The sequence below is a fragment of the Trinickia dabaoshanensis genome (genome assembly GCF_002879885.1).
GTDB lineage: Bacteria > Pseudomonadota > Gammaproteobacteria > Burkholderiales > Burkholderiaceae > Trinickia > Trinickia dabaoshanensis.
Genome location: NZ_PNYA01000006.1, coordinates 186,836 through 200,864, shown reverse-complemented (window position 1 = coordinate 200,864; position 14,029 = coordinate 186,836). Strand labels below are relative to the sequence as shown.

The window sequence follows — 14,029 nt, the reverse complement described above, 5'->3', positions numbered from 1 at the left end:
TGAGGCAAAGGCGAAGCATGAGCGGGGCGAGCGGCGGCGGACGCGGCCGCCTGCTCAGCGGTCCAGTACGAGCTTGATGTCGAGCGGCGGATCGCGGCGCGTCAGATCGAGGCGCTTGACGCCCGTCGCGGGGGCGTCGGCGTAGGCGACGTAGTCGATCGTCCAGCCTTCCTGGTCGATCTCCTTCATGCGCGAGCTCTGATCGGGATCGACGATGGTTTTCGCGTGCGAAGTGGGCGCGGGCGACGACTCGAGCCAATAGCGCAGCCCCTCGATCGGCAAGGAGAATCCGAGCGTGCGCTGCATGAGCTCGCCGACGTTGTCGGCCGTGACCGGCTGACGATTCGGTACCTCGAGCGTCGCCGACGCCGACGACGAGGTCACGATCGCCAGCGTCTGCCCGAACGGATTGAGCAGTTGCAGCGTGACGGTATCGCCTTGCTGCTCCCAGTCGAAATTGCCGTAGGCGTTGCGCGACCGACCGTTCTGGTCGAGATAGCGCACCGAGAACCGGCCGCGATACGCGTGCATCGTCTGCGTGGAGAGCGCGGGCGTCGCGTTCGAGGTCGAGGGGCCGTGCGTCGGGGTCACCGCGCAGCCGGCGAGGGCGACGGCGCAAGCGGCGGCCGCCGATAGCGTGGCGCGGCGCACGGCCGCGCTCGTGAGTTCGAGAAAAGACAAAACCGGCATCACAGATCGTTGGCGTTCACTTGAAAGCGTTCGAGCGTCTTCACGAGCGTTTGGTTGTCCGGCTCGAGCTTGCGCGCACGGCGCCATGCATCGAGCGCTTGTTTCTGATCGCCGCTCTTCCAAAGCACTTCGCCGAGATGCGCGCCGATTTCGGCATTCGGCTGAATCTCGAAAGCGCGTTTGAGCAACTTGGCGGCATCCGCCGTATCGCCCTTGCGGTATTTGACCCAACCGAGGCTGTCCATGATGAACGCATCGTTCGGCGCGAGCGCCGATGCCTTCTCGATCAGTTTGTCCGCCTCGTCCAAACGCTGATTGCGATCGGCCAGCGAATAGCCGAGCGCGTTGTACGCCTGAGGACTATCGGGCTGCTCTTGCATCACCTTGCGCAACACGCTTTCCATCAACTCGTAATGGCCGTTCTTCTCCGCGGCCATCGCATAGTCGTACTGAATTTCCGGGTCGTTCGGGGAGGCGTCGTTCGCCTCTTTCAAGCGCGCCTCGGCTTCGCGATAGCGTTTCGCATCGAAGAGGATCGCCGCGTCCGTGCGCGCGACGACCCCTAGCTCGCGCGGATCGTCCGTTTGTATGTCGGCGAGCATCTTGCGCGCATCGTCGATCTTGCCTTTTTGCGCCAGCATCTGCGCACGCGTGACGCGGGCCGTGACGTATTGCTGGCTCGACGGCGACACCTTGTCGAGCCACTTCGCGGCATCGTCGTCGTGCTTCTGTTCGAGCGCCAGTTGCGCCAAGTACAGGTACGCCTGGCCCGGATCGGCCCCGGGCGATTTTTCGGCCAGATCGGCGTATTGCGTCAGGTATTTCTGGGCCGCGTCGTATTGCTTTTGCTGAACCTTGATGAGCCCGAGCGCAAGCAGCGGCATCGGGTCCTTCGCGTCCATCGCGCGCAGGGCCTCGAATTGCTTTTGCGCGTCGTCGAGCCGGTCGCCCGACAGATACAGCTGCGCCAGGGCCACGTGCGCCGCGCGCTCCTTCGGATGCTGCTTCAAATACGATTCCAACGATGCGATCGCTTCGTTGCGCTCCTCGGTGCCCATCTGACCGAGCGCGAGCGCGGCCGGCAAGAAATCTGGCTTGAGCTTCAGGGCCTGCTCGAACGAGGCGCGCGCAGCGGGCCGATCGTCGGCCAGCAGTTGCTGCTTGCCGATGGCGAGCTGCGCCTCGGGGCGGTCCATGTCCTTTTTCAGCAAGTCCTTCAGCACTTGCAAGCCGCCGACGCGGTTCGGGCCGCGCGCGATCAAGGTTTGCAGGGCCTGCAGCGCGCCGCCTCGGTTTTCGTCGGACACTTTCGCGAGTTCTCCCGCGAGGATCGGCTCGGCCTGATCCGGCTTGCCCGACAAAACGAGCAGCGAGGCGTCGATCTGCATGGCGCGCTCGGACGTGGGCGCGTACTCGTGCCACAACTGCGCGGCGGCCAGCGCGTCGGACGGGCTTTGCGCCCCTAGTGCGATTTCGGTCGCGCGTTCCGCCATGCGCGGATCGTGCGTATCGCGCGCAAGGGCGAGATAGGTTTGGTAAGCGGGCGCGGGCTGCTCGCGCTGCAGCGCGATTTCCGCCGCCAGCACCTGGAACACGATTTGGCTCGTGAGCGGGACGTCCGGCAAGTCCTTCGTTTCTTCCGGCAGCGAGGGTGTGGCCGCGCCCGCCGAGGCCCCGCCGCCTTCCGATGCGGACGGGTCCTGAGCGTGCGCGGGCAACGCGGCAAAAGTCCAAGCGCAGAGCGCGGCAAGGACGATACGGCCCGCCGGCGCTCTGCGCCATGCGGGGCGTGCGCCGACCGGGCGCGAGAAGAGCTGCTTGAGGGACAAAATCATGGAGTTCCGTTCGAGGTTTCGGTCGATTGTAACGCGCTCGCTACAATACACGCAGAATTGGACCATGCAAGTTACACACCTGTTTCAGCCCTTAAGACATGCCCGAGTTACCAGAAGTCGAAGTTACCCGGCGCGGCATCGAGCCGTACGTCACCGGACGCCGCGTCGAGCGGGTCGACGTACGCACGCCCGCGCTGCGTTGGCCGGTGCCCGCCGGCCTTGCGAGCACGCTCGAGCGTCAAGCGGTCCGAAAGGTCGAGCGGCGCGGCAAATATCTGCTGTTCGAAGTCGACGCCGGCTGGTTCATCGTGCATTTGGGCATGACCGGCACACTGCGCGTGCTGCGCCACGAGCAGGCGGGCGAACCGGCCAAGCACGATCATATCGATTGGATCTTCGACGAGTTCGTGCTGCGCTATCGCGATCCGCGCCGTTTCGGCGCCGTGTTGTGGCATGCGCGCGCGGACGGCGACGTCAATACGCATCCTTTGCTCGCCAGCCTCGGCGTGGAGCCGTTCAGCGACGAGTTTAGCGGCGCGCTGATTTTCCGTCGCACGCGCGGGCGCACGGCCTCGATCAAGCAACTGCTGCTCGGCGGGGAGATCGTCGTCGGCGTCGGCAACATCTATGCGTCCGAAAGTCTGTTCCGGGCCGGGATTCGGCCGACGACCGCCGCGGGCCGCGTTTCCCTCGCGCGTTGCGAGCGGCTGGCCGACGCCGTGCGCGTGACGCTGGCTGCGGCGATCGAGCGCGGCGGCAGCACCTTGCGAGACTTCGTGGGCAGCGACGGCTCGAGCGGCTACTTTCAGCTCGAATGCAACGTCTACGACCGCGCGGGCGAGCCGTGCCGCGTGTGCGCGACGCCGATTCGGCAGATCGTGCAAGGGCAACGTTCCACCTATTACTGCGCGCACTGTCAGCGCTGAGCTATCCCCGCACATGTCCGCCTCCCCGATCCTCGCGACCGAACGCGAATCCGAATCCGAATCCGCTATGCCGCTGCAAGCGACTTTCGCCACAAGGCTGATCGCGTGGCAGCGCCGCCACGGCCGTCATGACCTGCCGTGGCAAAACACACGCGATCCGTATCGGATCTGGCTGTCCGAAATCATGCTCCAGCAAACGCAGGTTTCGACCGTCATCCCTTATTACGAAAAATTTCTCGCCCGATTTCCCGACGTCGCATCGCTTGCCGCCGCGCCGCTCGACGAGGTGATGGCGCTGTGGGCCGGGCTCGGCTATTACTCGCGCGCCCGCAACTTGCATCGATGCGCGCAGGCGGTCCTCGAGCGGCACGGGGGTGCCTTCCCGAGCATTCCCGAGCACTTGGCCGAGTTGCCGGGCATCGGGCGCTCGACCGCGGCCGCGATTGCCTCTTTCGCGTTCGGCGCGCGGGCCACGATCTTGGACGGCAACGTCAAGCGCGTGCTCGCTCGTGTGTTCGGTGTCGAGGGGTTTCCGGGGGAAAAGCGCGTCGAAAACGCGATGTGGTCGCTCGCGGAGCGCTTGATGCCCGATTCCCGCGCGTCGGACGACGAGCTCAGCGCCTACACGCAGGGGCTGATGGATCTCGGCGCGACGTTGTGCGTGCGCGGCAAGCCCGATTGCGCGCGCTGTCCGTTCGCCGATGATTGCGTCGCGCGCGTCAGCGGCCGGCAACGCGAATTGCCGGCCGCGAGGCCAAAGAAGACCGTCCCGACGCGGCGCACTTGGATGCTCGTGCTACGCGACGGCGAGCGTGTGTTGCTCGAGCGCCGGCCGCCGTCAGGCATTTGGGGCGGTCTATGGAGTCTGCCGGAAGCGGCCGGCGAGGCTGCGCTCGCCGACCGAGCCCAAATACTGGGAGCGGGGCCGGACATCACGCGCTTAGCGCCGATCGCCCATACGTTCACGCATTTCAAGCTCGATATCGAACCGCGCTGCGCCGAACTGAGCGCGGTGCAACGCGCCCGTCGCTGCGACGCGCGTGACGACGAGACGGCGTGGGTGCCGCTCGCGCAAATCGACGATTACGGTGTGCCGGCGCCGGTGCGCAAGCTGCTCGATGCGCTGAAAGGCCCGCTGCTTTGACGCCGGGCGGGCGTCGAAGCTTCAGAGCAGTTGGTGCTGCCGCATGTAGTGATGCACGGCATCGATGCGCTCGCCGGCATCGGTGAGCTCCATCAGCTTTTGCCGCGCGCGCAGCGGGATTTGCAACACTTCCGACAAGCGATTGGAGACCCAGCTCGGATCGTCGAAGCGAAACGGCTCGGCGAACGGCACGCTCTCGGCGTCGCGTTCGCGGATCGCGTCGATGATGCGTTCGAGCACCTCCGCGCAGGCGCCGAATTTCGCGAGTACGTCGGGGCCGTCCAAGGGGGAGTCCTCGGGCAGAGGCTCGGCCATGCCGACGAGCAGCCCGCTCGGCTCCTTGCGATGCGAGAGCAGGCGGAAGCGCTGCGTGCCGCGCGCGCGAACGAGCAGCATGCCGTGTTCGTCGACGTCGCACTGTTCGATACGGGCGAGCGTGCCGACCATCTCGGGCACGCACGTCACGTCCTCTTGAGCGACTTCGCCGCCGCTTTTCAGCAGACAAACGCCGAAGGGGGCGTCGTCGCGCAGGCAGGCGCGCGCCATGTCGAGGTAGCGCGCCTCGAAAATCTTCAACGGCAGCAGGCCATCGGGAAACAGCACCGTGTGCAGGGGAAACAGCGGCAGCTCAGCGTAGACGGCAGGAATGGAGGACATGGCGCACGCTTCGGATTGCCGCGTAGGCCGCGGCGGGTTGAGCCGCTAGTAGCCTGAGTCGGGAGCGTTCATCGACCGGCACGCTCCGCGCTCATGCTACCAACCGTGACGATTCGTCGATGGAGACCGGCGCATCGCGATGCCGAACGATCACGGTCGCCTCGCGTGCCAGGCGCGCGGCGAGTGTCTCGGCGATGAACACGGAGCGGTGTTGCCCGCCCGTGCAGCCGACGGCGACGGTCAGATAGCTGCGGTTGTCTTCGCGAAACCGCGGCAGCCATTTCAAAACGAATGCGTGAATATCGTCGATCATTTCATGAACGATCGGCAACGCGTCGAGATAGTCGATCACGGGCTGATCGCGGCCCGTGAGGGGACGCAGACGATGATCGTAATACGGGTTCGGCAGGGCGCGCACGTCGAAAACGAAATCGGCGTCGAGCGGCAAGCCGCGTTTGAATCCGAACGATTCGAACATCAGCATCAGGCCTTCGCGCTGCTCCTCGATGAATCGCGTGACCCACGCGCGCAGCACGTTCGCGCGCAGATTGCTCGTATCGATCTGATGACCGAACTCCGCGAGCGGCGCGACGAGTTCGCGCTCGCGTTCGATCGCTTCCTCGAGCGAGGCCAGCAGCCCGACGTCGGCATCGTGCGCGGGCGAGCCCGAAAGCGGATGGCGCCGGCGTGTTTCGGAGAAACGTTGAATCAGCGACTGGGTGCTGGCATTGAGAAACAGCACGCGCACGTCGTGCTCGCTTGCCAAATCGCGGATGATGCCGGGCATGTCGTCGAGCGAGGCGCTCGAGCGCGCGTCGATCGCCACCGCCAGCCGCTCGTGCCCTTCGTCGTCGCTCGCCAAGTATTGAGCGAGCGCGGGCAGAAAACGGGGCGGCAAATTATCGACGCAGTAATAGCCCGCGTCGGCCAGCGCGTTCAGCGCGACCGATTTGCCGGAGCCGGAGATGCCGGTGATTAGAACGATGCGCATGGGAAAGAACCAGTTCGTTTCATCATAGCACTTGCATCCGGCGGTGGCCGAGCGTGCCTACGGGGGCGTGGCCCCGGACGGCCCGCCGGTCTCACATGAGCTTGCCGGGCAACTGACTGTCGGGATCTTGCATCGCGATCCGTTGCCGGTCCATGAAATCGCGCAACGTATCGATCCCGCGCAGTTGCAGGATCGTGTTGCGCACCGCGGCTTCCACGAGCACGGCCAGGTTGCGGCCCGCCGCCACTTGAATGGTGACTTTGCTGATGGGCAGCCCGAGGACGTCCACGGTCTGGCTTTCGAGCGGCAGACGCTGAAACTCGCCGTCGGGCCGGCGCACGAGCTGAACGATCAGCTTCAGCTTCATTTTGCGGCGCACGGCCGTTTCACCGAAGATCGTCTTGATGTCCAGCAGGCCCAGCCCGCGCACTTCGAGCAGGTTTTGCAACAGCGGCGGGCAGCGGCCCTCGACGAAATCCGGCCCGAGGCGGACGAAGTCGACCGCATCGTCGGCCACGAGCCCGTGTCCGCGGCTGATCAATTCGAGCCCGAGCTCGCTCTTGCCGAGACCCGAGTCGCCCGTGAGCAGCACGCCCATGCCCAAAATGTCGAGAAACACGCCGTGCAGCGTGGCGCGCGGCGCCAAGATTCGCGACATGTACAGGCGCAGGTTGTCGATGACGGCGGCCGGCGATATCGTCGTGGTGAACAGCGGCGTGGACGAGCGCGTACAGCGCAGCACGAGCTCCGGCGGCGCGGCGACGCCGCCCGCGACGACGAGAAACGGCGGCTCCAGGGCGATCAGCTCGGCCATGTGCCGCGAACGATCCTCATCCGACTGCCGTTGGTAGTAATTGACTTCCGCCTCGCCGAGCACTTGAATCCGGTTCGGGTGGATCAAATTCAAGTGGCCGACGAGGTCGGCGCTCGACGTCGCGTTCGCGACGGTCTCCGCGGAGAAGCCGCGCTCCCAGCCTTCGTGCCCCGTCAGCCAGCTCAATTTGAGCATGGAGGCGTTGTCGTCGAAAATGCTTTGGGCGTTAATGCTGGACGTATCCATGAATCCCTTGCTCCTGGTTGACCGCGACGCGCGCGGCGACGACGTGCGCCGCCCCGCCCGCCAAGGCCGATGAACGGCGCGTGTGGCGCGCCGTGCTTGCGAGCCGAACCCGAAAGGTTAGGGCGCCGTAAGCAAGCTCAAGGGTGCCATTGGGTGAGCAGGCGATGCAACTCTTCGCGATTCGGTTCCGTGTGCAGGCGTTCGCGCGCTTCCCGGTCGGACAGCAATTGCGCGATTTCCGAGAGAATTTCCAAGTGCTGCTGCGTGGCCTGTTCCGGCACGAGCAGGAAAATCAACAGCGAGACGGGTTGCCCGTCCGGCGCTTCGAACGGGATCGGCTGCTCGAGCCGCACGAATGCGGCCAGCGGCTGCTTGAGGCCTTTGATCCGCCCATGAGGGATCGCGACGCCTTCGCCGAGGGCCGTGGAGCCGAGCCGTTCGCGGGCGAAGAGGTTGTCGGTGACTGCGCTGCGGCCGATTCCGTTCTGGTTTTCGAAAATCAAGCCCGCTTGCTCGAATACACGCTTCTTGCTGGTAACGGAAAGGCCGAGGACGACGTTTTCGAGCGGTAGAAATTTGGCTAAACGATTCATGTTGGCAGGCTAACGCGTCGCCTCAAGCGCTCCTCGCGGCAACTGGCTGATTGTCGATTTTCGGCCGCGCGTCGGCTCGGTGGACCGACTTCGTCGGGCACTGCTACGGCCGGCTGCCCCTTCAATAACCGGGACATTATAGATCAGGGCCGGGGCATATGGTGCGCCGCGCCAGGCGAGGAAAGATTCCGTTCGCTCATGAAAAAGCCGCCCGGACAAGGGCGGCTCTTCACGCGGGGTGGGCGGCCTCGGCGTCGGCCGCTCTGTGCGCTATTGCGCTTGCTCGCCTATGGGCGGCACGTCTTGATGCTTGATCGCGTCATGCTGATGTTCTTGAATGCGCCCCTTATGGCGTACGACCTGGCGGTCGAGCCGGTCGACCATGAGGTCGATGGCGGCATACAGATCGCCGTTGGCGCTTTCGATGAAGATGTCTTTGCCCTTTAAGTGAAGGTTGATTTCAACCTTCTGCCGCTTATCCTTTTCCTTATGGTTGTCGACCGAGAGGACCACATTGCCATCGATCACCTGATCGAAATGTCTTAGCACCTTGTCGAGCTTGGTGATCACGTATTCTCGCAACGCCGGCGTAACTTCGAGATGGTGTCCACTGATCTTCAGATTCATAGTGCTCTCCAAACGAATGGCTGCCTGGCACCATAGGTGCGGCTATGCCGGTCGGGAGCGGCCCGCTCGAGTCATCACCCCGCGTGACTGACGAGCGGCGGGTCGTATCGGCCGGCCGGTTCCGCCGATGGCGTCAGGGCCGGTAAACGCTCCTCGCAAAACGCGAAGAGCCTAAAGAGACTTACGCAAATTGACTGCGGGGATCTTGAGAGCTTCGCGGTACTTGGCCACCGTGCGGCGCGCCACCACGAATCCTTGTTCCGCCAGCAGTTCGGCTATGCGGCTGTCCGAAAGAGGCGATTTTGAGTCTTCGGCTCCTATCAGTTGCTTGATGAGCGCGCGAATGGCTGTCGATGACGCCGCGCCCCCCGTATCGGTAGACACATGCGAGCCGAAGAAGTACTTGAACTCGAGCGTCCCAAATGGGGTGAGCATGTACTTGCCCGTCGTCACACGCGATACCGTCGATTCGTGTAGGCCCAGCGTATCAGCTATTTCCCGCAAAACCAAGGGGCGCATAGCGATTTCGCCGTGCGCGAAGTAGTTGCGTTGCCGCTCGACGATCGCCTGCGCCACGCGCAGGATCGTCTCGAAGCGCTGCTGGATGTTCTTGATCAGCCAGCGCGCCTCCTGTAGCTGTTGGCGCAGCGAACCGCTGCCCGGATCGCCGCGGTTATTGCGCAAGATGTTCGCGTACAGGTGGTTGATGCGCAAGCGCGGGACCACCTCGGGGTTCAGTTCCGCTTGCCAGCCGCTCGAGGTTTTTCTGACGATGATGTCGGGCACGACGTAATCGGCTTCCGCCTTACCGTAGGCCGCGCCGGGGAACGGCTCGAGCGAACGGATCATCGAGTGCGCCTCGCGCAGCTCGTCGTCGTTCGCTTTCAACTGCTTGCGCAAGCGCGTGAAATCGCGCGCGGCAAGCAGTTCCAGATGATTGGCCGCGATCTCGAGCGAGAGCTTGCGTGTGGGCGACTCGGGCAGCCGCAACAATTGCAGCCTGAGACATTCCGACGCGGAGCGCGCGCCGACGCCGGCCGGATCGAAACTTTGGAGCAGCGCGAGCGCCGCGCCGAGTTCATCGAGATCGACCTCGAGTTCCTCGGGCAAATCGGCCAACACTTCATCGAGCGAAGCGGTGAGGTAGCCGTCGTCGTCCAGCGATTCGATCAGGAACGTGACGAGTGCGCGATCGCGCGGGCTGGCCTGCGTCACCCGTAGCTGCGCCATTAGATGGTCGCGCAGCGTGGTGGTCGATTCGTGAATCTGCAGGGGCGGCAGGTCGTCGTCGTCGGATGCGCCCGGCGAACGGCCGTAGTCGTCCAGATTCCACTGCGACGACTCGCCGCCATCGGCGCTGCTCATCGTGCCGAACTCCTCCGGCGCGGCGCCGTCGGCCCCTTCGCGCCGTTCGGCGTTTTCGGCCGGCGCGTTGCCGCTCATCGGCTCGGGGGCCGACGAGTTCGGGGCTTGAGCGATCACGGTGCCGTCCGAGGCCACCCGCAGCGGGCTCGCGATCCATTCGTCTTCGGATTCGAGCAGCGGGTTTTGCGCGACGGCCGTCGCGACTTCCTGTTGCAACTCGAGCGTCGATAGCTGCAGCAGTCGGATCGACTGTTGCAGTTGCGGGGTCAACGCAAGATGCTGCGATAGGCGGAGTTGGAGGCTGGCTTTCATGGCAATGTGTCTTTCATTGTAGAGACTTTGCCACGCGCCGGGAACCTCGCTGCGGCCATCGGTGGACGATCGCGGCGACGGTGCGCCGCGATCGCTTACGCCGGAGCGCGTAAAAATTGCCCGGTCAGGAAAATCCCGGCCTTACATGCGGAAGTGCTCGCCCAGGTAGACGCGCCGCACGTTCTCGTTCTCGACGATTTCGTGGGGCGCGCCCGCCGCAAGCACCGAGCCGTCGCTGATGATGTAGGCGTGATCGCAAATACCGAGCGTTTCGCGCACGTTGTGATCGGTGATCAACACACCGATATTGCGCTGCTTGAGGAATTTGACGATTTTCTGAATTTCGAGCACGGCGATCGGATCGACGCCCGCGAACGGCTCGTCCAGCAGGATGAAGCTCGGATTCGTCGCGAGTGCGCGTGCGATTTCCACGCGCCGGCGCTCGCCGCCCGAGAGCGAGAGGGCCGGGTTTTCCCGAAGATGAGAAACCTGAAGCTCCTCGAGCAGCGCGTCGGTTCGGGTTGCGATCTGCGCTTTGTCGAGCCGCTTGCCGTTTTCGTCGCGCTGCAACTCGAGCACGGCGCGAACGTTTTCCTCGACCGTCAGCTTGCGAAACACCGACGCTTCTTGGGGCAAATACGAAAGGCCGAGCCCGGCGCGCTTGTGAATCGGCAGCAGGCTGATCGACTTGCCGTCGAGGACGATCTCGCCGGCGTCGAGCGGCACGAGGCCGACGATCATGTAGAACGACGTCGTCTTACCCGCGCCGTTCGGACCGAGCAGGCCGACCACCTCGCCGCTCTTGACGTTGAGCGAGACATCCTTGACGACGGTGCGGGAGCCGTAGCGCTTCTTCAGATTGCGTACGACGAGCGAACTGGACGGCAGGCCAGAGGCGCTCGCGCTCGCTTCGTTCGCCGTCGCCGTGGTGGATAGCGTATTCACTGCGTTCCGGTTCCTTGAATCGCCGGCGCGGGCGTGAGCTTGGCCGGAGCGCCGGTCAACGGCGCGGGCGCGCCGTTACGCGGCGACAGCATGGCGCGCACGCGGCCCGTCGGGTTGCCGGGGCCGGCCACGTCCTTGCCCGCGCGTGCGGTATAGAAGTCGTTTTGGCCGTCGTAGGTGACGACGCTGCCGTGTACTTGATCCATCACGGTCGTGAGCCCTTGCAGGCGGCGTACCGTGGCGTTCGTGGTGAGGGTCGTCAAATCCTTCTTGCCATCGTAGTCGATTCGCTCGGCCGTGCCCTCGACGTATTCGTCGACGCCTTCGCGTTTCTGATGGAAATAGGCGAGATCCTTGCTGCCGGGCGCCATCGTGCCGGTGGCGTACTGATAGCCCTGCGGATCTTGCCGCACGTCCACGCGATCGGCCTTGATGAGGATGGTGCCCTTGGTGGCGACGACGTGACCGGTGAAAATCGTGACCTGCTTCAAATCGTCGTAGGTCATGTTGTCGGCGTCGATGTTCATCGGCTTGTCTTTGTCGGCCTGCTCGGCATGGGCGGTAGGCCCGAACGCCAGGCAGGTCACGAGGGCGAGCGCTGCCGCGAGGCCTAGGGTTGCCGGCCTGCGCGCGCGTAGCGAGGGCAATTCGGAGAACAATTCGGAGAGCAATTCGTTCATGCGGTCACGCTACGAAAGGATGGGACCCGATTACTTCGCGCCGGCGCCGGATTTGCCGGTGCCCGATGCGTCCGAAGCCGCGATGTTGCCCCGGACATTGCCGAAAAGCTGCATCACGCGGGTGACATTGTTGTAGTTCATGGCGCTTGCCGTCGTGATGGACAGGCCGCGCCGAAGTTTAACCGGGTTTTTCGACTCGATCACATCGTCGTTCACGAACACGCGAAAGTGAGACGAATCGGCCTGCATCTCCGGATCGCTGGGCCCGGCTGCGCGCAGGATGCGGGCGTTATCGTACAAATCGACGATCGAGGCGTCGCCGTTGACCGTACCGCGCTGGCCCGTCGCCGTGACGATCGGCTTGCCCGGCTGGAACGCTCGGATCGCCGGAAGCGTCAGATCGGCGTTTTCGTCGTCCTCGTAATGCACCATCTTGGTTGCCATCAACCGGTATTGCGTCGCGCCCGATTGGTCGAGCTCGGAGATGGAGAAGTCATCGACGAAATAATCGGGCGTATGCGTCTTCGCCGCCGCGGCGCTTTCGGCCGCCGGCGGCCGGGTGGCTTGCAGCAGCCAGTAGGTGCCGCCCGCGAGCGCCGCCAAGGCGATCAAGGAAAAGAGCGACGTCAGGCGGGCGCTATTCATGCGCCACTCGCCGCGCAGGCGGCCGCGAGCAGCGCTTCGTAGCGGTGCTGGGCTCTGAGGATCGCGTCGCACACTTCACGGGCGGCGCCTTGGCCGCCGCGCGCTTCCGATACCCAATGGGCGCGAGCGATCACTTCGGGATGCGCATTGGCCGGCGCGGCCGCGAACCCGCAGCGCGTCAGCACGCACAGATCGGGCCAGTCGTCGCCCATGTAGCCGCATTGCTCCGCGCTCAGTTGCGTCTCGCGCATCAATTGAGCGAACGCGTCGAGCTTGTTGGCCGCGCCTTGATAGATATGCGAAATGCCCAACTCTTGCGCGCGTGCCAACACGATGTCCGAGCGGCGGCCCGTGATGATCGCCGTTTGAATGCCGGCCTTGCCGAGCAGCTTCAAGCCATGGCCGTCCATCGAGTTGAACGACTTCATGTGGTCGCCCTGCGCCGTGAACATCAGGCCGCCGTCCGTCAACACGCCGTCGACGTCGAAAATCATCAGCTTGACGCGACTCGCGCGCTCGCTTGCCGTGAGAGCCGCGGCCATCAGATCACCTTTTTGGAGAACAGGTCGTGCATGTTCAGCGCGCCGATCAGTTGGCCATCGGCATCGACGACGAGGATTTGGTTGATGCGATGGCGCTCCATCGACTCGACGGCTTCCACGGCGAGATGATCCGGGCCGATCGTACGCGGCGCGCGCGTCATGACGTCGGCGATCGGCAAATCGCGGAAGTCGCCCGTGCGTTCGAGCACGCGGCGCAGGTCGCCGTCGGTGAAGATGCCTTGCACTTGTCCCGCGTCGTCCACGATCGCCGTCATACCCATGCGCTTGGCCGTCAGTTGGAACAAGGCGTCGCGCACCGTCGCGCGCGCGTCGACCTTCGGCAGTTGATCGCCCGTGCGCATCACGTCGCGCACGTAGGTGAGCAGTCTGCGCCCCAGCGCGCCGCCCGGATGCGAGCGCGCGAAATCGTCGGCGCCGAACCCGCGGGCGTCCAGCACGGCCATCGCGAGCGCGTCGCCGAGCGCGAGCGCGGCCGTCGTGCTCGCCGTGGGGGCGAGATCGAGCGGGCACGCTTCCTTGGCTACCGAGGCGTTCAAGTGAACGTCGGCGAGCTTGGCGAGCGTCGATTGCGGGCGGCCCGATATCGCGATCAGCTTCGCACCCAAACGCTTGACGAGCGGCAAGATGGCAACGAGCTCTTCCGATTCGCCGGAATTCGAGAGGCCGATGAAGACGTCCTCTTGCGTCACCATGCCGAGATCGCCGTGGCTTGCCTCCGCCGGATGGACGAAGAACGCGGGCGTGCCCGTGCTAGCCAGCGTGGCGGCGAGCTTGCGGGCGATGTGGCCGGATTTGCCGATGCCGGATACGACGACGCGGCCGCGGCAACTCAAAAGAAAGCCGACGGCTGCGACGAAGCGCTCGTCGACTTGATCGCGAAGCCCGCGAATCGCGTCGGCTTCGATGTCGAGGACTTCCCGGGCGAGCGCCAATGCCCGGTCGCCATTGATTTTCGCTATCATTCGCCGGAGTATAGCAAAGGCGTTGTTCGCCGCG

At 64.6% G+C, this 14,029-nt stretch carries 15 protein-coding genes; 2 read left to right on the top strand and 13 right to left on the bottom strand.

Annotation, left to right across the window (positions count from 1 at the left end; genetic code table 11):
* Positions 1-54: 54 nt before the first annotated feature.
* Together lolB and C0Z18_RS08680 are read right to left on the bottom strand one after the other, a co-directional pair.
* The gene (gene lolB, locus C0Z18_RS08685; RefSeq protein WP_102644981.1) at positions 55-690 is read right to left on the bottom strand and encodes a lipoprotein insertase outer membrane protein LolB; all 636 of its coding nucleotides are present in this window, start codon (positions 688-690) and stop codon (positions 55-57) included.
* Positions 690-2,525 (bottom strand): tetratricopeptide repeat protein, encoded by a 1,836-nt coding sequence (locus C0Z18_RS08680; RefSeq protein WP_102644980.1) that lies wholly within the window; start codon positions 2,523-2,525, stop codon positions 690-692. The genes lolB and C0Z18_RS08680 overlap by 1 nt, the downstream gene beginning before the upstream one ends.
* Before the next feature lie 98 nt (positions 2,526-2,623).
* Here C0Z18_RS08680 and mutM point away from each other — a divergent pair, with 98 nt between their 5' ends.
* Complete coding sequence (mutM, locus tag C0Z18_RS08675; protein ID WP_102644979.1) at positions 2,624-3,451, top strand: bifunctional DNA-formamidopyrimidine glycosylase/DNA-(apurinic or apyrimidinic site) lyase; 828 nt, start codon at positions 2,624-2,626, stop codon at positions 3,449-3,451.
* Positions 3,452-3,464: 13 nt separating this feature from the next.
* Positions 3,465-4,595, top strand: a complete 1,131-nt coding sequence (mutY, locus tag C0Z18_RS08670; protein WP_199189414.1) for an A/G-specific adenine glycosylase — start codon at positions 3,465-3,467, stop codon at positions 4,593-4,595.
* A 21-nt stretch (positions 4,596-4,616) separates the two neighbouring features.
* Here the strand turns inward: mutY and C0Z18_RS08665 are convergent, their stop codons facing one another.
* From C0Z18_RS08665 to kdsD, 11 genes are all read right to left on the bottom strand, one after another.
* Positions 4,617-5,252: an LON peptidase substrate-binding domain-containing protein gene (locus C0Z18_RS08665; protein ID WP_102644978.1), complete on the bottom strand. Its 636-nt coding sequence runs from the start codon at positions 5,250-5,252 to the stop codon at positions 4,617-4,619.
* Positions 5,253-5,343: 91 nt separating this feature from the next.
* Positions 5,344-6,243, bottom strand: a complete 900-nt coding sequence (gene rapZ / locus C0Z18_RS08660) for an RNase adapter RapZ (protein WP_102644977.1) — start codon at positions 6,241-6,243, stop codon at positions 5,344-5,346.
* A 91-nt stretch (positions 6,244-6,334) separates the two neighbouring features.
* The gene (gene hprK / locus C0Z18_RS08655) at positions 6,335-7,303 is read right to left on the bottom strand and encodes an HPr(Ser) kinase/phosphatase (protein WP_102644976.1); all 969 of its coding nucleotides are present in this window, start codon (positions 7,301-7,303) and stop codon (positions 6,335-6,337) included.
* Positions 7,304-7,440: 137 nt separating this feature from the next.
* Positions 7,441-7,896 (bottom strand): PTS sugar transporter subunit IIA, encoded by a 456-nt coding sequence (locus tag C0Z18_RS08650; RefSeq protein WP_102644975.1) that lies wholly within the window; start codon positions 7,894-7,896, stop codon positions 7,441-7,443.
* A 270-nt stretch (positions 7,897-8,166) separates the two neighbouring features.
* Positions 8,167-8,523, bottom strand: coding sequence for a ribosome hibernation-promoting factor, HPF/YfiA family (gene hpf / locus C0Z18_RS08645; protein WP_102644974.1), 357 nt, complete (start codon positions 8,521-8,523; stop codon positions 8,167-8,169).
* Between the two features lie 171 nt (positions 8,524-8,694).
* Positions 8,695-10,200, bottom strand: coding sequence for an RNA polymerase factor sigma-54 (locus tag C0Z18_RS08640; protein WP_102644973.1), 1,506 nt, complete (start codon positions 10,198-10,200; stop codon positions 8,695-8,697).
* A 141-nt stretch (positions 10,201-10,341) separates the two neighbouring features.
* Positions 10,342-11,088, bottom strand: a complete 747-nt coding sequence (gene lptB, locus C0Z18_RS08635; protein WP_102645076.1) for an LPS export ABC transporter ATP-binding protein — start codon at positions 11,086-11,088, stop codon at positions 10,342-10,344.
* Between the two features lie 53 nt (positions 11,089-11,141).
* A complete protein-coding gene (lptA, locus tag C0Z18_RS08630) occupies positions 11,142-11,825 on the bottom strand; it encodes a lipopolysaccharide transport periplasmic protein LptA (protein WP_102644972.1) in 684 nt (227 codons plus the stop codon).
* 30 nt (positions 11,826-11,855) lie between these two features.
* The gene (gene lptC / locus C0Z18_RS08625) at positions 11,856-12,470 is read right to left on the bottom strand and encodes an LPS export ABC transporter periplasmic protein LptC (RefSeq protein ID WP_102644971.1); all 615 of its coding nucleotides are present in this window, start codon (positions 12,468-12,470) and stop codon (positions 11,856-11,858) included.
* A complete protein-coding gene (locus C0Z18_RS08620) occupies positions 12,467-13,012 on the bottom strand; it encodes a KdsC family phosphatase (protein ID WP_102644970.1) in 546 nt (181 codons plus the stop codon). The genes lptC and C0Z18_RS08620 overlap by 4 nt, the downstream gene beginning before the upstream one ends.
* Positions 13,012-13,995, bottom strand: coding sequence for an arabinose 5-phosphate isomerase KdsD (kdsD, locus tag C0Z18_RS08615; RefSeq protein ID WP_102644969.1), 984 nt, complete (start codon positions 13,993-13,995; stop codon positions 13,012-13,014). Before kdsD ends, C0Z18_RS08620 begins: the two co-directional genes overlap by 1 nt.
* Between the last annotated feature and the right edge of the window lie 34 nt (positions 13,996-14,029).